The organism is Streptomyces sp. NPDC057854, from assembly GCF_042797055.1.
Lineage (GTDB): Bacteria > Actinomycetota > Actinomycetes > Streptomycetales > Streptomycetaceae > Streptomyces.
The window spans coordinates 277,018-295,947 of record NZ_JBHVMF010000002.1; the positions used below are offsets into that span (position 1 = coordinate 277,018).

The following is an 18,930-nucleotide window of genomic DNA, read 5'->3' on the forward strand; positions in this document are numbered from 1 at the left end:
AAAAAGGACGTACTGAGAAAATCTGAGGGCCGCCGCTGGTCCGAGGTCTACGGCGCCACGGCTCTACGGCTCTACGGCTCTGGGGCTCTCCGGCTTCAGGCGCGGAAGCAGCCCGCCGTCACGCGTCGCGTCGCAGGTCCTCCAGGGTCGCGGCCGAGCCGGGGAGCGCGGAGCGGGCGGGGGCTTCCAGGCCGTCGAGGAAGACCTGGAGGTGCCGGTGGACGAAGGGCTCGAACGCGGCGCAGCCGGTGCCGGGCAGCGGCCGGGTGAGCTGCGAGACGCCGACCAGCACGTCGCCGGCGCCGACGTCCGGCCGGAGCCGGCCCGCCGCGCGCGCCAGGCCGAGGAGTTCCTCGACGGACTCCTCCAGCCGGTCGCGTTCGGCGACGAGGTCGGGGTGGTCGTGGTCGAAGCCCGCGTCGAGCATCGGGCAGAGCGCGCCGACCTTCTCGTCGGCGGCGCCGTGCACGAAGCCCCGTACCGCCTCGAAGGCGTCCGCCTCGCCGCCGGTGACGGACGCGGCGGCCCGCTCGGCGAGCCCGGCGACCCGGGCGGTCAGCGAGAGGACGACCTCGCGGACGAGGTCGGCGCGCTCGGGGAAGTTCCGGTAGAGGGTGGCGTTGCCGACGCCGGCCCGGCGGGCGATCTCGTCGTACGGCACGAGGGGCCCGAACTCCACGAACATCTCGCGGGCGGCCGTCACCAGCCGCTCGCGGTTGCGCAGGGCGTCGGCGCGGGGACGCGGCACGCGCCGCGCGGGCGCGGCGAGACCACCGCCTGCTTCCGTCACATCCTCCGGCACCGGGCACCTCCACCACAGCTGACGATCACGATCCGGGGACTCCGTCCCCACTTCCTCGAACTCTCTCCTAAACGGGGAAGGAATCCCCGGATATTTCGCGGCCCTCTGTGACCTGGCTCACATCCCACCCCTCCGTCACTCTCCGCCCCCGGATACCCACGATCGGTCCACCCGGCGCGCGCCCCCGCACCGCTCCGCACAGGCTGATCGCACGGCACCACGCCGCTGACCTGGCCCCGACCGGAGAGGCGACCGCATGCAGCACACCCGCCGGCGGATACGCAGACCGGTCGCCCTCGCGGCGACCTCGGCCCTCCTGCTCACCGTGCTCGTCTCGGCGAGCACCACACTCCCCGGCCCCGCCCCCGCGTCGGCGGGCCCGGTGGCCACCGTGCCCGACACCACCCGGCTGGGGCCGTGCCGCATCGCCACCGCACTGGACGTGCAGATGTCGGAGGGACTGCCGACCGCCCCCGGTTTCGCGCGCTCCACCGGCCAGGTCCGGGCCCTGACCCTCATGGTCGACTTCCCCGACGCGCGCGGCGAGGGCACCGCCATGGCGCGCTTCCGCGAGTTCTTCCCGCAGACGTCCGACTGGTTCCACGTCAGCTCGTACGGCCGGCTCCAGTACCGCGCCGAGACCCCGATACCCGACTGGCTGCGGATGCCGCGGCCGTTCACCTCGTACGGGATCGAGCGCGGCGCCCCGTACGAACCGGGCTACCGCTCCTTCGTCGAGGACATCGTGAAGGCGGCCGACCCGAAGGTCGACTTCAGCGCCTACGACCTGGTCAACGTCCTGGTCACGCCGAACGCCGGCCCGTCCGCCCTGGACACCGTCCTGTCCGTGACGTTCTCCGGCAACGACGACGCGCCGTACGCCGACGGCGTGCCGCTCGCCAACACGTCCTTCGTCTACAGCCGCCAGGACGACGGCTCCGGGAGCTACCCGGAGACCGGCTACCGCGTCCTCCCCCACGAGAACGGGCACGTCTTCGGCCTCCCCGACCTCTACACCGCCGACGGCGGCGGCACGGTCGGCCACTGGGACATCATGTCCGAGGACTGGGGCGCCAACAACGACCTGCTCGGCTGGCACAAGTGGAAGCTCGGCTGGCTCGACGACGACCAGGTCCGCTGCGCGTCCACCACCGGCACCAGCGAGCACCTGCTCACCCCGCTGGCCGTGGCCGGCGGCCCCAAGCTCGTCTTCGTCCCGCTCTCCGACACGTCCGGATACGCCGTCGAGGTCCGCACCCGCGAGGGCAACGACGAGGCCGTCTGCGAACCCGGCGTGCTCGTCTACCGCGTCGAGTCCGACGTGGACACCGGCCACGGCCCGGTGACCGTCGCCGACAGCGACCGCGCCAGCGGCGGCTGCACCCGCCGCCCCAACGTCCACGCGGAACTCTCCGACGCGCCCTACCGCCCGGGCGAGACCTTCACGGACCGCACCCACGGCGTCCGGATAGGCGTGGTGGACGAGGGCACGGACGGCAGCTTCCGCGTCAGGGTGAGCAGGAACTGAGACGGGAGCGGGAGCGGCAGGTTCAAGAAGACCCGCGGCCCCCCTCACCCCCACAGCCGCCGAAGCTCCCCCTTCAGCAGCTTCCCGGCCGGATTCCGGGGCAGCTCCGCGTCCCGTACGAGGACGTGGACGGGCACCTTGAAGGCGGCGAGGCGCGCGGCGACGTGCGCCCGCAGCGCCTCCGCGTCCGCCGCCGCCCCCGGCCGGAGCCGTACGACCGCGCCGACCTCCTCGCCCAGCAGCGGGTGCGGCACGCCGACGACGGCGGCGTCGAGCACGTCGGGGTGCGTCTGGAGCACCCGCTCCACCTCGACGCAGTACACGTTCTCGCCGCCCCGGATCACCAGGTCGGTGAGCCGGTCGACGACGGTGACCCGCCCGTCGGCGTCGACCCGCGCGAGATCGCCGGTACGGAACCATCCGCCGGGCGCGAAGGCGGCGCGGGTCGCCCCGGGATTCCGCCAGTACCCGCGGAAGAGGGACTGCCCGCGCAGCCACAGCTCGCCGACGCCGTCGTCGCCGGCGCCCTCGATCCGCACCTGGGTGGCCGGCGAGGGCCGCCCGACGCTGCCGGGATGGGCGCGGTACTCGGCCCCGACGTTGGCGAGGACACCGCCGCAGGTCTCGGTGAGCCCGTACCCGTTCCGGGGATCGATCCGTTCCCCGTACCCGGCGGCGAGCCCGCCGGTCACCCCGGGCGGCGCGGCGGCCCCGCCGGTGCTCAGCAGCACCAGCGACTCCAGCGGATCACCCATCTCGCGGGCGAGCGCCAGCAGCTGGAGCGCGGTGGTGGGCACGCCCGCGTAGTGGGTGACCCGGTGCTCGCGCATCAGCTCCAGCGCCCGGGCGGGGTCCCACTTCCGCATCATGACGAGGGTGCCGCCGCCGGCCATGACGGCGTACAGCGAGGTGAAGGCGGCGACGTGGAAGAAGGGGAACGTCGTCAGCGACACGACCGGCGCGCCCCCGCCCGGCCGCTCCCCGCGGGCGAGCGCGGCGACGGCGGCGAAGTACCGCGGATGCATGGCGGCGCCGGCCTGCGCGAGGTGCGTGGCGACGGCGCCCTTGGGCCGCCCGGTGGTCCCCGAGGTGTAGAAGATCGTCGCGTCGTCCTCGCCGGTCACCTCCACGTCGGGCGGCCCGGTCAGCGGATCGTCGTCGGCCTCGTACGCGACGAACCCGTCCTCCGCCTCCCCCTGGAACACGATCCCCGGCACCCCGGCCCGCCGCGCCCACGCCCGCACCCGCGGCACCCGCTCCCCGTCGACGAGCAGCAGCCCGGGCGCGCAGTCGTCCAGCGCGTACGCGAACTCGTCCTCCGTCCACCAGGCGTTCAACGGCACGGCGACGAGCCCGGCGAGCTGCACCGCCCAGAAGGCGACCTGCCACTCGGGAAGGTTCCGCATGGCGACGACGACCCGGTCCCCGCGCCGCAGCCCGTACTCCCCCACCATCCGCCGAGCCAGCCCACAGGCCTCGTCGAAGAACCCCCGATACGAGACGACCCGCCCGTCCCCCACCAAAAAAGGGGCGTCCCCGAACCCCCACACCACCTCGACGAACTCCCGCAACGTCCGGGGCCCCCGCACATACACCCCGTCCCGCACCTCGAACGGCCCCCCACCCGCGACCAGCCGCCCCGACTTCCCGCTCAACCCCACACTCCCTCCTCCGACCGACCCCCCAGTCTGACCCACAACCCCACCCCCCAACCCCCCATCCGCTACGCTGTCCCCGACCCCGCCTCCGTAGCTCAGGGGATAGAGCACCGCTCTCCTAAAGCGGGTGTCGCAGGTTCGAATCCTGCCGGGGGCACGCGACGCAGGGCCGGCTCACAGGGACTACTCCCGGGGCCGGCCCTTTCGCATGCCTGTGGCCGGGTCGTCTGCCGGCTCTTGTACGGTGGCCTGCCACGGGGGGTGCCATGCGGGAGCGGGACTGGGACGACGACAGTGCGTACAGGTCGGCTGTGCGGCGGGCGCGGGGCACGATGGTGGTCGCGTTGGTCGGGACGCTGTTGGTGGGCGGGGTCGTCGCCGTCGGCGTGTTCGGGGTGTGGGTGTTCCTGGGGCTCGCCGAGTCGCTCAGTCGGTAGAGGCCGTTCAGGGTGCGCGCGGTCGGTGCCGGCACCGTGCCGCCCCCGAGCAGGGCCAGGTCGGTTAGGGTCCCTCGCGGCTGCGATCCCGGTGCTGCACAGACGGGCGATCGGGTAGGGGGTCACCGGGAGTTCCCCTCTGCTTGCGCCCGTACCAAGCCCTTCCTCGTCGTACGGAACCCCTGCGGGGGCCGTGGCGTCCCATCGCGGACGGAGCGTGCGGGCGGCGGGCGCCCGGTGGATCAAGCGGGGTGCGATGGCGGACCAGTTCGGCGCTCGGAGGCGGCGGCTCGGTGGGGCGGCTGCGGTGGGGGTGCGGGTGGGCGGCCCGGATCGAGGGTGGGCGGGTCGTCGTCCGTGACGCGCGCGGAGAGGTCTTCGCGCGCGTCGGGGACAGGGTGAGCCTGGGGGGCGGGTTCTCACGCCGGGACGTCGATCATCCGTGTGCCGGGGGCGGCATGGGCATGGTGTTCTCCGTCGACGACGTCGAGGGGGAGGTCGGTGATGCGTCCGTGGGCGGGTAGACCGCGGGTGCGTCAGCTGACCACCACGTTGTGGGCCGGGGTGATCGTGGGCCGGGCGTCGGCGTAGCCGAGGTCGGCCAGGACGGGGCCGAAGGTCTTGGCGTGGTTGTCCAGGGCCTCCGCGCTCTCCCAGACCTCCGTCACGCGGAAGCCGCCGTCCACCGGGCCCGCCGCGTGGGAGATGAGGCCCGGGTTCCGGACGTCGGCGAAGGTGGTGAAGCCCCGGCCGGCCGTGACGCGGTCGATGACCGTGTCGTAGACGGCCTGGTCGGCGCCGGGGAGGTCGAAGGTGACGATGATGGCCATGGGTGTCTCTCTTCGGAGGTGTCGTCAGTTCTGGGTGTCGAAGGTGTCCGGGACCGGCAGCGTCGACCAGTTCGTGAGCGGCCAGGCGACGACGATCGCGCGGCCGACGACGTCCGTGAGGGGGACCATGCCGCCGCGGCCGTCGTTCTGGTGGTAGCGGGAGTCCTGCGAGTGCTGCCGGTGGTCGCCCATCACCCAGACGTGCCCGGCGGGGACCGTGACCTTGAACTGGCCGCCCGCGTCCGTGCTGCACGGCGTGTTGCCCTCGTGGACGTACGGCTCGTCCAGCGGCGTGCCGTTGAGCTTGACCGGGCCCGTGCCCTGGCATTCGACCGTGTCGCCGGCGACGCCGATGACGCGCTTGATGAGGTGCTGCTCGCCGGCCGCGGGCATCAGGCCGACGAAGCCGAGGACCTTCTGGGTGGTGCTCGGCGGCTTCAGTTCGTGGCCGGCCAGCCAGTCGGCGGGGTCGCGGAAGACGACGACCTCGCCGCGTTCGGCCTCCGAGCCGAACCAGGGGGTGAGCTTGTCGACCAGGACCCGGTCGTCCTCCTGGAGCGTGTTCTGCATGGAGCCCGAGGGGATCAGGAACGCCTGCACCAGGAAGGTCTTGATCAGGAAGGCGAGGACCAGCGCGACCGCCGCCAGCAGCGGGTACTCCACCCACGGGGAGAGGCGGCGGCGCTTCGGCGGCCGGCCGCCGGCGGGCGGCGCCTCGGGTTCGGTCCGCACGTCCGTCGCCGCGGCGGTCGCCGTGTCTCCCGTGTCCGTCACGTGCGCCGTCCCCGATTCAGTTCGTTCCTGCCGCATGGGGACGACCCTAGGGCCGGAGCGGGGTGGACGGCAGACTTCCTCCGCCTTCACCCTCCTTATGAGTGACCGCGGCATGAGTGACCGCGGCATGAGTGACCCGCCGCTTGAGCGGGCCTCAGCGCAGTTCCTCCGGGCAGGCCGTGCCGCGCGGGAAGAGCTTGTACGGGGCCGCCAGGCGGTACGTGCCGGCCTTGGGGGCGATCAGCTCCGTCCACTCGTCGCCCTGCTCGTCCGGTTCCGCCTTCAGCAGGCAGCCGTGCTCGTTGGCGAAGACCTTCGGGAGTTCCTTGTCGGACTCCTCGCGGGCCAGCTTCGACTCCTCCGTCTCCTGCGGCGGCTCCAGCTTGCCGCCGTTCTCGTCCATGAGCGCCAGCCACGGCGAGTACGGGACGCGGATGGTGACCCGGGCGGGGCGGTCGAGGCGGAGGACGACCTCGTTCTCGGCGGCGCGCTCGACCTGGGCGGGGGCGTCGGCGAGCGGCGTGGCGTCGGCGACCTCGTACAGCCGCCAGTTCGCGTCCGCCCACACCTGGCTCAGGTACGGCAGGCCCTTCGCGACCAGCTCCGCCTCCCGCTCCGCGCCCGAGTCGGGGGCGCCCGTCGGGAGGACGACGTACCGGACCGACCAGCGGTGGAGCCACTCGCGGTAGTTCACGGCGTTGAGGGTGTCGTCGTAGAAGAGCGGGTTGCGCTCCATGTCCGCCTGGCGGTTCCAGCCGCGCGCCAGGTTGATGTACGGGCTGAGCGCCGAGGACTCGCGGTGGCTGGAGGCCGGCACGACCTCGACGCGGGCCTTGCGGGCGTCCCGCACCTGGAGCTGGTTGATCAGCGGCGCCACCTCGAAGGCCCAGGAGGCGTCGGGGCGGGTGCGGATCACGTCGTCGACGCCCTTGAAGCCGATCCAGAAGTTCAGGCCGAGGAAGGCGACGGCCAGGGCGTACCAGCGGCGTGAGCGCGGACGCGCGTACGGCAGCGCCGCCAGCAGCGCCACGCCCGCGAAGAGCATCGGCAGCCGCGAGATGTTCGTGCCGATCTGCGAGTCGATCAGCCAGGTCAGGAACGTGCCGACGGTGTAGCAGGCGGCGGCGGTGCGGACCGTGCGCCAGTCCCCCGGTACGAGGACGAGGACGAGGATCCCGAAGGCCAGCGGCAGTATCGCCGAGGCGAACGCCATCGGCTGGGTGCCGGAGAAGGGGAACAGCCAGGACGAGAGCGCGACGATCACCACGGGGGCGATGCCGATCGCGTACGCGCCGGGGCGCCGCTTGTTGAGGAACAGCGCCGCGGCCACGACCCCGAGGAACAGGCCCGCGACCGGGCTGCACGCCGTCGCGAGCCCGGACAGCGGCACCGCCACGGCCGCCTTCGCCCAGCGCTTGCGGCGCCAGCGGTGCGGCCAGCAGAAGACGGCGGCGACCGCGCCGAGCGCGAACATCATGCCGAGCCCGAAGGTCACCCGGCCCGACAGCGCGTTGCAGAGGAAGGCGAAGACGCCCGCGAGGGAGCAGGCCATCGGGTTCCGCACGGCCGGGACCCGCACGAGGATCAGCGCGGTCAGGGCCGCGGAGAGCGTCCCCGCGATCATCATCGTGGACCGGACGCCGAGCACCGACATCACGTACGGCGAGACGACGCTGTACGAGACCGGGTGCATGCCCCCGTACCAGGCCAGGTTGTACGCGGAGTCCGGGTGCCGTCCGACGAACTCGGCCCAGGCGTCCTGGGCGGCGAGGTCGCCGCCGCTGTTCGCGAAGTAGAAGAACCACAGGATGTGGAGGAGCGCGGCGACGCCCGTCGCCACCATCACCGGGTAGCGGCGCTTGCGCCGGCGCGCCGCGGGCGGTGCCTGCGGCGTCGGCGCGGGGGGCGTGGTCCGCTCGGGGGCGGAGCGCTGGTTCGGGAGCACTATTCGCGGGGGTGAACCGGTGGGGGTGGTGGGGAGGGTGGCAGTGGTGGAGGCGGGCGCCGTGGCGGGGGGTTCCTGGCGGGGGCCCTCGTCGGGGTCCCTGCCGGAATCCTGCCCCGGTGCCGGCTCGGGCGCCTCTCCGGACGCCGGGTCCGGACGCCGTCCGGACGGCCGGTCCGCCGCGGGGCCCGCCTCCCGGGCGGTGTCCTGGCCGGACTCCGGCGCGGCACCGGTCTCCCGTGCGGAAAGGGGCGCGGCGGCCGTGCTGCGGCCCGCGCGTGTCGGCTCGGCGGTGGTCACTGCGGCCCTTTCCCGTGCTGCTCTTGCCCTCTGCCCGTCTCGCGTCCCGCGCGGCTCCGCGTGTCGCGTCTCGGCTGCCCGAAAACGCTAACAGCAGGGCGCCCCGGTCGTCCGGGGCGCCCACCCGATCAGGTCAGCCGGCCGTGCGGCCCGCCCGTCAGCCCACCCGGGTCAGCTTCTTGTCGAAGCCGGGCTCCACCAGGTCGGTCTGGAGCGCCACCGGGGCGCTGACCTTCCCGGCGCCCTCGCCGATCGAGACGGTGCCGACGACGTCCCCGGCCCTGCCGGAGTGCGGGACGGCCTTGCCGCCGTCGGTCAGGTCCAGGTCGACCTTGAGGCCGGGCCAGCCGACCGCCTTGATGTCCTTGGTCGCCGCGACCGGGGTCCGGCCGCCGAGGCCGTCGTCCACGTAGCCGACGACCTGGCCCTTCTTGACGACGACCGCGGAGGTGACGTCCTCCTGGGCCTTCTTGATCAGCTCGTAGCTGTAGTCCAGCGACAGCTCCAGCTTGTCGTTGAGCCGTTCGGCGTTCTGCGCGCCCATCACGATGCCCAGCACCCGGTGGACCCTGCCGTCGACGACCGTGTTCGCCGACCAGAGCAGGTTGCCGCCCGCGGGGGTGGAGGAGCCGGTCTTGATGCCGTTGACGCCGGGCTTGAGCAGCAGCCGGCTGTTGTTGTTCTCGATGTAGCCGACGCCCTCGATGGTGGCGTTCGGCATGTCCACGATCTCGCGGAACACGTCGAACTCCATGACCGCCTTCGCCAGCTTCAGCTGGTCCTTCGGGGTCGAGACGGTGGAGTCGAGCAGGCCGGACGGGTCGGTGTACCGGGACTGGGTCATGCCCAGGTCCTTGGCGGCGGCGTTCATCTTGTCGACGAACGCCTGCTCCGAGCCGGCGTCCCAGCGGGCGAGCAGCCGGGCCACGTTGTTGGCCGACGGGATCATCAGGAGCTGGAGGAGCTCCTTCTCCGTGTAGGTCTGGCCCTCCTTGACCGCCGCCGTCGACTCGTGGACCGCCTTCGCCTGGTCGGCGGCCTTCTTGTCGACGGTGATCTCGGGGCCCTGCTGCTTCCCCTTGATCGGGTGGTCGCGGAGGATCACGTACGCGGTCATCGTCTTCGTCACGGACGCGATCGGGGCCGGCTTCTGCGCCCCCCACGTGCCCATGGAGCCGACGCCCTCGACCTCCACCGCGCCCTGGCCCTCGCCGGGCCACGGCATCTGGAGCGGGCCGCCCGCGAAGGTGTACGTCGGGGCCGCGGACAGCTTCAGCGCGGGCGCCGGCAGCGGCCGGACCATCTGCACGATCGCAAAGACGATCAGGAGCAGCAGGACCAGCGGGGTCCAGATCCGGATCCGGCGCAGGGTCGTGCGCCAGGCGTTCGGCGGCGGGGGCGGCGTGTTCGTCAGCTCGGCCAGCAGGTCGAGCGGGGGCAGCGGCGGCAGCGGCTGCTGCCGGGTGCGCTCGGGTCCGGCGAGGGCCGCCGGGGTGGGGGCGGCGGCCTGCGCGGGCGCGGACGCGGACGGCTGCGCCGGGGCGGGCGCGGCCGGCTTGTCGGCGGTGGCCGGGCGCGGCGGGGTGACGGCGGGGCCGGCCGCCTTCTGCTGCGGCTGGGGCTGCTGCTGGGGCTTCTGGTCGGCCGGGATGTCCGGGCGGAGCGGTACGAAGGTGCTCGTCCGCTCGCTGTCGGACTCGGGGCCGGAGGCGGACGCGTCGCGCGGGAGCTTGAGGGCGGTCGTCGGCTGGTCGACGGCGGGCGCGGCCGGAGGGCGTACCGCCCGGAACATGGTGGTCGGCTGGTCGACCGGCTCCTCGGCCTTCGGCTTCTCCTCGGCCTTCGGCGCCTCGGCCTTCGCCGGCTCCGCCGCCTCCGCCGCCTTCTTCGCGGCGAACCAGGACGGCTCGGCCGCCTTCGGCGCCTCGTCGGAGTCGTCGTCGGCGTCACGGGCGTCCTCGGGGGCCTCCGAGGGCTCCTCGGCCGCGGAGGCGGGCTCCTCGGCCGCCACAACGGCCTCAGGAGCCTCAGGAGCCTCAGGGGCTGCAGAGGCCTCAGGAGCCTCGTCTTCGGCCTCGCCCTCGGTCTCGGAGGTCTCGGCCTCCGACGGACGGCTCTCGCGCTCGTCCTCGTCCGCCGCCGTCGCGACCCACGCCGCCACGGCCTGCTTCAGGCGGTCGCCGCCGTCCGCCGACTCCGCCGCGGGCTCGTCGTCCTCCGGGGTGCGCGGGGCCAGGGTCTTGAACACCGCCGTCGGCTGGTCCACCCGGTCCGGCGCGGACACCGCGGACGCCGGGGTCTCCGAGGGCGCAACCGTCGGCGACGCCGATGTCGTCTTCCCCTCCGACGACCCCTGCTGCTCCGCTCTGTCGGGGGACTCGCCCGCCACCGTGCCTCCTCCATGCGTCATACGTACGTCCGAACCGTCTACCAGTGTCCTGTGTGAACCCCTTGGCTCCCGTGCTAGACGAGAACGACATACCTACTGGTTCCCGGACGAACCACCCAGGCACTCTCGACAGATGAATGTGAGAGGGGTCACCCTGTCATTCATCCACGCGGGGAGGCATGGATGGGCAGGAGCCGCAGAACCATTCCGGAGGAGCTTCTGCTGCTCGCTCTGGACCCGGCCACGGGTACCACAGCGCAGCCGCAGTCGCTCGACCTGGGCCTGGCCGGAGCACAGCTAGTGGAGCTGGCTCTGGCAGGACGGATAGCCCCTGACGGGGATCGTATCGCCGTGGTGATGCCACGGCCGACCGGAGATCCGACTCTGGACTCCGCACTGGAACTGCTGCGCAGGCGCGGCAGTCCGGTCCGGGCCGTCCACTGGATCGGCGGGCCCCGGCTGGGGCTCCGCCAGACGTATCTCTCGCATCTGGAGCGATGCGGCATGGTGCATGCCGTGGAGGGCCAGATGTGCGGGGTGCTGCCGACGACTCGCTACCAGGCGACGGACACGGCGATCAGCCGGGAGATCAGGGCCCGGCTGGACAGTGCGATCCGCACCGGCGTACCGCCGGACCCGCGGACCGCGGCGCTCGCCGCACTGGCCCACGCGGTCGGTCTCGGCAAGCACCTGTATCCCGGCAACGAAGGACGGTCGTCGCGGTCCCGGCTGCGCGACCTGATCCGGCACGACCCCATGGGCGGCCTCGTGGCGCACGCTGTGATGGACGTCCAGAACGGCGCGGCCGCGCAGCCGCGCCGGAGCGGCCAGGGCGTACCCGCCCAGCCGCGGGGCGGCATGGCCCGCGCCGCCGCCCACTGAGGCGGCCGCGCACCGCGACGCCACCTCACGCACGACGCACCACGCATGACGCACCACGCGCGTTCACGGCGCGGCCGGCACCGGCACCGCCGTACGCGCGCACTTCACCGCACCACGCGCACGAACCCCTCCGGGAGCCGCACGCGGATGTGCGGGGCGCCTCCGGGCGTCCCGCACATCCGCGTCGAATCCGAGCACCCGCACGGGCGTTGTCGCGTTTTCCCAGCGCACGCCACACCTTTGGTGGCAGTCTGCCAAGCAGTAGATACTCACAGCTACGCATCGCAGACAGCAGCCGGAGGTGCAGTTTCCGTGGCGTCCAGTGTCAACCCCACCGTCAGGCGACGCCGATTGGGGCAGGAGCTGCGCAAGCTCCGCGAGGGCAAGGGCATGACGGCCGAACAGGTCGCCGAGCGCCTCCTCGTCTCCCAGTCCAAGATCAGCCGCCTCGAGAACGGCCGCCGCTCCATCAGCCAGCGCGACGTGCGCGACCTGTGCGGGGTGTACGAGGTCGAGGACGAGGCCATGGTCAACTCGCTGATGCAGATGGCCAAGGACTCGCGCCAGCAGGGCTGGTGGCACGCCTTCGGCGACATCCCGTACAGCGTCTACATCGGTCTGGAGACGGACGCGCAGAGCCTGCGCGTGTACGAGCCGCAGATCATCCCCGGTCTGCTCCAGACCCGCGCGTACGCCACCGCCGTTATCTCCGGCGCGCTCCCCGAGTCGACGCCGGCGGACATCGAGAAGCGGACCAGCGTCCGCACCCGCCGCCAGGAGCGGATCAACAAGGAGGAGAACCCGCTGCGCCTGTGGGCGGTCATCGACGAGGCGGCGCTGCGCCGGGTCGTCGGCAACCGGCGGGTGATGGCCGAGCAGCTGGAGCACCTGGTGGAGCAGTCGCACCTGCCGCACGTGACCGTGCAGGTGCTGCCGTTCGACACGGGTGCGCACCCGGGCATCAGCGGCCAGTACTCCATCCTGGAGTTCCCGGACGCCTCCGACTCCAGCGTCGTCTACATCGAGGGCGTGACGAGCGACCTGTACCTGGAGAAGGGGCCGGACGTGGCGAAGTACAGCTTCATGTACGAGCACCTGCGGGCGCAGGCGTTGGGTGTGGAGCAGACGCGGGACTTCGTCGCCGACATCGCGAAGCGGTACGCCGACGGCTGAGGTTCCCGCGGGCCGGGGAAGCGGGCCGGGGAAGCGGGTCAGGGAGGCGGGTCGGGAAGCGGGTCGGGGAACGCGAGGCGCGGCCCAGAGCGCGGGGGCGGATACGGTACACCGCCGACTCAGCGCGCCGGAAGCTCAGTTGGCATATGTCACCCGGTCGTGTGAACGCCGGTCCCGCCGCTCGGGACCGGCGAGTAGCGTCGATCAGGCCGGTGAAGACCACGCCGGCACCGACTCTCACGCCCTTCGGGCAGAACCGGAGCTGAGCACATCATGGCCATCATCCAGGGTGCCACCGACAACTGGACCAAGTCCTCCTACTCCGGCGGCAACGGCGCCTGCGTCGAGGTGAAGTCGCCGGCCGTCGCCTCCATCGACGTCCGCGACTCCAAGGCCCCCGAGGGCCCGTCCCTCTCTTTCGGACCGGGCTCGTGGAACGCCTTCGTCGGCCAGGTGAGCAACGGGGCCCTCTGAGCCTCGCGGAGCCGCCCTCTCGTCCGGTCCGCCGTCCTGGCCGAGAGGGCTCTCTCATGCCCGGAAAGCTCCTGCCGCCGGGCGGAGTCCGTCACCTCAGCCGGTCCACGTACCGGTCGGTCCCGGGGACGGTCGGGACGAACGGCGCCACCAGTTCCACCCGGCCCGCGTCCGCCGCGAGGCCGTCCAGGTCCGCGAAGTGCTCCGCCCAGCAGTCGCGCGGATCCCGCTCCAGGAACCACAGCAGGGTGAGCCGGGTGCCGACGCCCTCCACCTGCTTCACGTACGCCATGCGGTCGCCGGGCAGCGGCGTCGGGCGGAAGACGGTGACCATCGCCGCCGGTGAACCGGCGAGCCGGCGCGGCAGTTCCCGCGAGCACAGCCGCTCCAGCAGCGCCGCCCGCTCCCCCGGGCCGGCGCAGTCCACGACCTGGAGGACCAGGCCCGCGTAGGGGTGGTCGAGGGCGTGGACGTCGCGCGGGCCGGCCGCCCCGTCCCGGTACACCGTCGCCTCGTGGTCCTGGAACGACGTGAAGACGTGGGTGCGGCCGTGGTGGACGCGGGCGTCGCGGTGGAGGCGCTTGTTGATGGCGACGGTCCACTTCATGTGCGCGTCGTAGCGGCCCTCGGTGATCCAGTACGTGGAGAGGTAGCAGCCGGCGGTGACCGGCTGCGCGACGGCGGACTTCTCCGGCGTCCGGAGCTCCTGGAGGTCGCGGGTGGCGACCCAGCGGCGGCCCGCGAACATCCACGGCATCGCCATCGCGCCGGCGTAGTAGTGGTCGTCCTCGTACCAGCGGTTGTACGCGTACTCGTGGCCCGGGTGCGGCTCCACCATGGTGATCAGGGCGTGACCGGGGCGGACCCCGTACGGCCCGGTGGCGGCCAGCTCGGCGTACCTCTCGGTGTCGTCCATCGCCGTCGTCTCCCTTCCCTGCGCGGCTCGGGACACCTACTCTGACGGACCGTCAGATAGCTGGCCAGAGGCGGGAGTGACCCGGATGCTGCTCCAGGGGAAGACGGTCGTCGTGTCGGGCGTCGGGACCGGGCTCGGTCGCCGGGTGGCGGAGGCGGTGGTGCGCGACGGGGGCAACGCGGTCCTCGGCGCCCGCACCGGCGCGCACCTCGCCGGGGTGGCCGCCGCGATCGACCCGCCGGGCGGGCGCACCGCGCACCTCGCCACCGACATCACCGACGAGCGGCAGTGCGAGGCGCTGGCCGCGCTCGCGGTGGAACGCTTCGGCGGGATCGACGCGGTCGTGCAGGTCGCGGCCTGGGACGGGTACTTCGGCGGCCTCGCCGACGCCGACTTCGCCACCTGGCAGGGCGTCCTCGACGTCAACCTGCTCGGGACGCTGCGGATGACGCGCGCGTGCCTGCCGGCGCTGCGGGCGGCCGGGGGCGGGGCGGTCGTCCTCATCGGCACGCAGTCGGCCGTCGCCGCGCCGACCGAGGTCCGGCAGGCCGCGTACGCCGCGTCGAAGGGGGCGCTGACGTCGGCGATGTACTCGCTGGCGCGGGAGCTGGGGCCCGACCGGATCCGGGTCAACACGGTGCTGCCGGGGTGGATGTGGGGGCCGCCGGTGGAGGCGTTCGTGCGCTTCACGGCGCAGGCGGAGGGGGTGGCGGAGGCGGACGTCCTGGCCCGGCTCGCCTCCCGGGTCGCCCTCCCGGACCTGGCCACCGACGCGGACGTCGCGGACGCGGTCGTCTTCCTGGCGTCGCCCCGGGCCCGGTCGATCACGGGGCAGTCGCTGCTGGTGAACGCCGGGGAGGTGATGCGGTGAGCCGCCCGTCCCGCGGACCCGCGGGGGTCACGGCGTCGGGTAGCGGGCGTGCCAGGTGGGGGTGTGGAGGGTGGCGGCCTGGGTGAGCTCCATGGACAGGTCGTCGGCGAGTTCGAGGACCGTGCCCCGGCCCTCCAGCGCCGCCAGCCAGGCCGCCGGGAGGGCCGTCTCGCCGTGCTGGGCGCCGAGGAGGGCGCCGGTGACGGCGGCGGTGACGGCGGACGGGCCGTCGTGGTTGGCGGCGAGGCGCAGCCCGTGGCGGACGTCCTCGCCGACGAGGGCGCAGTAGACGGCCGCCGCCAGCTGGCCCTCCGCGGTGTCCTCGGCCGCCCCGAGGGCGGTGACGCGGTCCGCGTCGGGGACGCCCTCGCGTACGGCTCCGAGGGCGCGGGTCAGGGCCTCGGTGACGGGTTCGTGGCCGGGGCGGCCGGCCAGCAGCGCCAGGGCCGTGCCGGCGGCGGCCTCGACGGAGGCGCCGCGGGCGGTGCCGTGCACGGTCACGGCGAGCGCGCCGGCGGCGAGGGTGGCGGCGGGGGCGCCGTGGGTCTGGGCGGCGCACTCGACGGCGAGCTGGCAGACGAGCTGCGGCTCCCAGCCGACGAGGAGGCCGAAAGGGGCGGAGCGGGCGAGGGCGCCGGAGTCGCCGGCGTCGGGGTTCTTGGGCTGGTCGAGGGTGCCGAGCCGGTCGTCGCCGAGGCCGGTGAGGCAGGCGCGGGGCGGCCGGCGGCGGGCGTACAGCCACTCCTGGCGGCCGAGCCAGCCGTTGTCGCGGCGGCGCTCGTCGGGGCCCCAGTCGCGCTGGGTGGCCGCCCAGCGCAGGGCGGCGCGGTGCACCTCGGTGGGCGGGTGCCAGACGCCGCTGTCGCGGCGGACGTGGGCGCGGATGAGGCCGTCGACGGTGAAGAGGCTCATCTGGGTGGCGGCGGTGACCGGCAGGGTGCCGTCGGGGGGTTCGGTGAGGCCGGCGTCGCCGTGCGCGGTACGGAGCTCGTCCAGCGTCCGGTCGTGCGCGCCGGCGCCGAAGGCGTCGCCGACGGCGGCGCCGAGCAGGCAGCCGCGGACGCGCGAACGGAAGTCCTGCTGTTCGGTGCGGCCCCACACGGCCGCGGCAGTGGTGGTCACGACGTGCCCTCCCCCGTCCGAGGTCCCGTTCTCTCACCGGTCTCCGCAGCACTCTAATCGACCGGGTGTGTCCGTTCGGGGTGCGGAACCTTATGTGATCGGACGCCCTTCAGGCCGCTTTTGACCCCAGTTCACCCGAGGTCCCGGGGGGAGAGGGACCCGCCTCCGTCAGCCCTCCACCACCGGGAGGAGTGCGGGGAGGTGGCCGTCGGAGGCGCGGGCGGCTGTCTGGCGTTCGGCGGGGACCTCGCCGTAGAGGGTGGTGCGCGGGCGGGCGGGGCGTCCGGCGGCCTGGGCGATCGCCTCCAGGTCGCGGATGGAGCGGTAGGAGCCGTAACTCGATCCGGCCATGCGGGAGATGGTTTCCTCCATCAGGGTGCCGCCGAGGTCGTTGGCGCCGGAGCGGAGCATCTGGGCGGCGCCTTCCGCGCCCAGTTTTACCCAGCTGGTCTGGATGTTGGGGATGTGGGGGTGGAGCAGGAGGCGGGCCATGGCGGTCACGGCGCGGTTGTCGCGGACGGTCGGGCCGGGGCGGGCGATGCCGGCCAGGTAGACGGGCGCGTTGGTGTGGATGAAGGGGAGGGTGACGAACTCGGTGAAGCCGCCGGTGCGCTGCTGGATCCCGGCGAGGGTGCGGAGGTGGCCGAGCCAGTGGCGGGGCTGGTCGACGTGCCCGTACATCATGGTCGAGGACGAGCGGATGCCCAGCTCGTGCGCGGTGGTGACGACCTCGATCCAGGTGGCGGTGGGCAGTTTGCCCTTGGTGAGGACCCAGCGGACCTCGTCGTCCAGGATCTCGGCCGCGGTGCCGGGGATCGAGTCGAGTCCGGCCTCCTTCGCCGCCTGGAGCCATTCGCGGATCGACAGGCCGGTGCGGGAGGCGCCGTTGACGACCTCCATGGGCGAGAAGGCGTGCACGTGCAGGCCCGGCACCCGTTCCTTCACGGCCCTGGCGATGTCGAAGTAGGCGGTGCCGGGCAGGTCGGGGTGGATGCCGCCCTGCATGCACACCTCGACCGCGCCGACGTCCCACGCCTGCTGGGCGCGGTCGGCGACCTGACCGAGGGAGAGGGTGTAGGCGTCGGCGTCGGTGCGGCGCTGCGCGAAGGCGCAGAAACGGCAGCCGGTGTAGCAGACGTTGGTGAAGTTGATGTTCCGCGTGACGATGTACGTCACCTCGTCGCCGGCCACCGACTTGCGCACGTCGTCGGCGACGCGGGTCAGGGCGTCCAGCGCGGGGCCGTCGGCGTGCAGGAGGGCGAGGGCCTGCGGGTCGGTCAGCCGCGTCGGGTCGTCGGCGGCGACGGCGAGGGCTTCGCGGACGTCGGCGTCGATCCGCTCCGGCCGCATACCGGGCGCTGCGGCCTCCCGCAGCGCCTCCCAGTCGCCGTAGACGGCGTCGAAATCGGTGCGCCGGTCACCGGTGCGGCCCTCGGTGTCGACGGCGGTGTGCAGATCGGTACGGCCCGAAGCGGTGAACGCCTCGTCGGGCTCCTGCCAGGGCAGGCCGCGCACCACGGCGTCCGGGTTCGCCAGGCCCGTCTGCGGGTCGGCGAGCGCACGGACGTGCGGGACGATCCGCGGGTCCAGCCACGGCTCACCCCGCTGGACGAACTCCGGGTAGACGCAGAGCCGTTCGCGCAGCTCGAAACCGGCGGCACGGGAGCGCGCGGCCAGTTCCTCGATCTTCGGCCAGGGCCGTTCGGGGTTGACGTGGTCGATGGTGAGCGGGGACACGCCGCCCCAGTCGTCGATGCCGGCCGCGATCAGCCGCTCGTACTCGGCGTCGACCAGGTTCGGCGGTGCCTGGATGTTCGCCGACGGACCCATGATCAGCCGGGCGACGGCCACCGCCGCGACCAGGTCGTCCAGTTCTGCGTCGGGCATCGACCGCATCGCCGTGTCCGGCTTGGCCCGGAAGTTCTGGATGATCAGCTCCTGCACGCCGTGATAGGCCCGCGCCACCCGCCGCAGCGCGAACAGCGACTCGGCCCGCTCCTCGTACGTCTCCCCGATCCCCAGCAGCAGCCCCGACGTGAAGGGGACGGAGGACCGGCCGGCGTCCTCCAGGACCCGCAGCCGCACCGCCGGCTCCTTGTCCGGCGAGCCGTGGTGCGGGCCACCGGGCTCCGACCACAGACGGGTCGCGGTCGTCTCCAGCATCATCCCCATCGACGGCGCCACCGGCTTCAGCCGCTGGAAGTCCGTCCACGACAGCACCCCCGGGTTCAGGTGCGGCAGCAGCCCGGTCTCCTCCAGGATCCGCACCGACATCGCCCGCACATAGGCGAGGGTGTCGTCGTAGCCGTGCGCGTCCAGCCACTCCCGCGCCTCCGGCCACCGCTCCTCCGGCTTGTCACCGAGGGTGATCAGCGCCTCCTTGCAGCCGAGTGCGGCGCCCTTGCGCGCGATGTCCAGGACCTCGTCCGGCGACAGGAACATCCCGTGCCCCGCCCGCCGCAGCTTGCCCGGCACGGTGACGAACGTGCAGTAGTGACACGTGTCCCGGCACAGCCGCGTCAGCGGTATGAACACGCTCTTCGAGTACGTGATCACCCCCGGCCGCCCCGCCGCCTCCAGACCCGCGTCCCGCACCCGCCCCGCGACCGCCACCAGCTCCGCCAGGTCCCCCCCGCGCGCCCGCAGCAGCACCGCCGCCTCGGCCACGTCCAGCGCCACCCCGTCCCGCGCCCGCCGCAGGGCCCTCCGCATCGCGTTCCTGGTGGGGGCCGCGCCCCCCTGCTCGGCCCGAGGCCCGGTCTGCTGGTCCGTCATGCCCCGAGCATACGAGCGCGGCGGCGGCGCCGGACCGGGGTCCCCGCAGCCCGC

General features: G+C 73.4%; 14 protein-coding genes and 1 tRNA gene. 6 read left to right on the forward strand and 9 right to left on the reverse strand.

The features are described 5' to 3' along the window. Positions 1 to 118: 118 nt before the first annotated feature. Positions 119 to 802, reverse strand: coding sequence for a TetR/AcrR family transcriptional regulator (locus ACFVQZ_RS05555; protein ID WP_383619879.1), 684 nt, complete (start codon positions 800 to 802; stop codon positions 119 to 121). Between the two features lie 256 nt (positions 803 to 1,058). On the opposite strand from ACFVQZ_RS05555, the gene ACFVQZ_RS05560 reads away from it, so the two are divergent. Then, on the forward strand, positions 1,059 to 2,330 hold the full coding sequence (locus ACFVQZ_RS05560; RefSeq protein WP_030494784.1) for a M6 family metalloprotease domain-containing protein: 1,272 nt from the start codon (positions 1,059 to 1,061) through the stop codon (positions 2,328 to 2,330). Between the two features lie 44 nt (positions 2,331 to 2,374). On the opposite strand, the gene ACFVQZ_RS05565 is transcribed toward ACFVQZ_RS05560, so the two are convergent. Further along, positions 2,375 to 4,099, reverse strand: coding sequence for a class I adenylate-forming enzyme family protein (locus tag ACFVQZ_RS05565; protein ID WP_383619881.1), 1,725 nt, complete (start codon positions 4,097 to 4,099; stop codon positions 2,375 to 2,377). Here ACFVQZ_RS05565 and ACFVQZ_RS05570 point away from each other — a divergent pair. Continuing rightward, a tRNA-Arg gene (locus ACFVQZ_RS05570) sits at positions 4,073 to 4,145 on the forward strand. The two genes, ACFVQZ_RS05565 and ACFVQZ_RS05570, sit on opposite strands and share 27 nt — an antisense overlap. 816 nt (positions 4,146 to 4,961) lie before the next feature. Here the strand turns inward: ACFVQZ_RS05570 and ACFVQZ_RS05575 are convergent. The 4 genes from ACFVQZ_RS05575 to ACFVQZ_RS05590 form a co-directional block, all read right to left on the reverse strand. Then, entirely contained in the window at positions 4,962 to 5,255 is a 294-nt protein-coding gene (locus tag ACFVQZ_RS05575; RefSeq protein WP_383619883.1) for a hypothetical protein, read from the reverse strand. Positions 5,256 to 5,279: 24 nt separating this feature from the next. Next, complete coding sequence (gene lepB, locus ACFVQZ_RS05580; RefSeq protein WP_321192819.1) at positions 5,280 to 6,029, reverse strand: signal peptidase I; 750 nt, start codon at positions 6,027 to 6,029, stop codon at positions 5,280 to 5,282. A gap of 154 nt (positions 6,030 to 6,183) precedes the next feature. After that, a complete protein-coding gene (locus ACFVQZ_RS05585) occupies positions 6,184 to 7,872 on the reverse strand; it encodes an MFS transporter (RefSeq protein ID WP_383620000.1) in 1,689 nt (562 codons plus the stop codon). Between the two features lie 559 nt (positions 7,873 to 8,431). After that, complete coding sequence (locus tag ACFVQZ_RS05590; RefSeq protein ID WP_383619886.1) at positions 8,432 to 10,558, reverse strand: D-alanyl-D-alanine carboxypeptidase family protein; 2,127 nt, start codon at positions 10,556 to 10,558, stop codon at positions 8,432 to 8,434. 288 nt (positions 10,559 to 10,846) lie between these two features. On the opposite strand from ACFVQZ_RS05590, the gene ACFVQZ_RS05595 reads away from it, so the two are divergent. The 3 genes from ACFVQZ_RS05595 (at position 10,847) to ACFVQZ_RS05605 (ending at position 13,192) form a co-directional block, all read left to right on the forward strand. Then, positions 10,847 to 11,545 carry a GPP34 family phosphoprotein gene (locus ACFVQZ_RS05595; protein WP_030495238.1) on the forward strand — a complete coding sequence of 233 codons (699 nt, stop codon included), beginning with the start codon at positions 10,847 to 10,849 and terminating at the stop codon, positions 11,543 to 11,545. 312 nt (positions 11,546 to 11,857) lie between these two features. Further along, positions 11,858 to 12,718, forward strand: a complete 861-nt coding sequence (locus tag ACFVQZ_RS05600; RefSeq protein WP_030495237.1) for a helix-turn-helix transcriptional regulator — start codon at positions 11,858 to 11,860, stop codon at positions 12,716 to 12,718. 273 nt (positions 12,719 to 12,991) lie between these two features. Beyond that, on the forward strand, positions 12,992 to 13,192 hold the full coding sequence (locus tag ACFVQZ_RS05605; RefSeq protein WP_030495236.1) for a DUF397 domain-containing protein: 201 nt from the start codon (positions 12,992 to 12,994) through the stop codon (positions 13,190 to 13,192). Between the two features lie 91 nt (positions 13,193 to 13,283). Here the strand turns inward: ACFVQZ_RS05605 and ACFVQZ_RS05610 are convergent, their stop codons facing one another. Further along, positions 13,284 to 14,108, reverse strand: a complete 825-nt coding sequence (locus ACFVQZ_RS05610) for a hypothetical protein (protein WP_030495235.1) — start codon at positions 14,106 to 14,108, stop codon at positions 13,284 to 13,286. Between the two features lie 85 nt (positions 14,109 to 14,193). On the opposite strand from ACFVQZ_RS05610, the gene ACFVQZ_RS05615 reads away from it, so the two are divergent. After that, complete coding sequence (locus ACFVQZ_RS05615; protein ID WP_030495234.1) at positions 14,194 to 14,979, forward strand: SDR family oxidoreductase; 786 nt, start codon at positions 14,194 to 14,196, stop codon at positions 14,977 to 14,979. Positions 14,980 to 15,006: 27 nt separating this feature from the next. Here the strand turns inward: ACFVQZ_RS05615 and ACFVQZ_RS05620 are convergent, their stop codons facing one another. Further along, positions 15,007 to 16,101 carry an ADP-ribosylglycohydrolase family protein gene (locus ACFVQZ_RS05620; protein ID WP_030495233.1) on the reverse strand — a complete coding sequence of 365 codons (1,095 nt, stop codon included), beginning with the start codon at positions 16,099 to 16,101 and terminating at the stop codon, positions 15,007 to 15,009. A 168-nt stretch (positions 16,102 to 16,269) separates the two neighbouring features. Further along, positions 16,270 to 18,876 carry a bifunctional FO biosynthesis protein CofGH gene (locus ACFVQZ_RS05625; protein ID WP_383619890.1) on the reverse strand — a complete coding sequence of 869 codons (2,607 nt, stop codon included), beginning with the start codon at positions 18,874 to 18,876 and terminating at the stop codon, positions 16,270 to 16,272. Between the last annotated feature and the right edge of the window lie 54 nt (positions 18,877 to 18,930).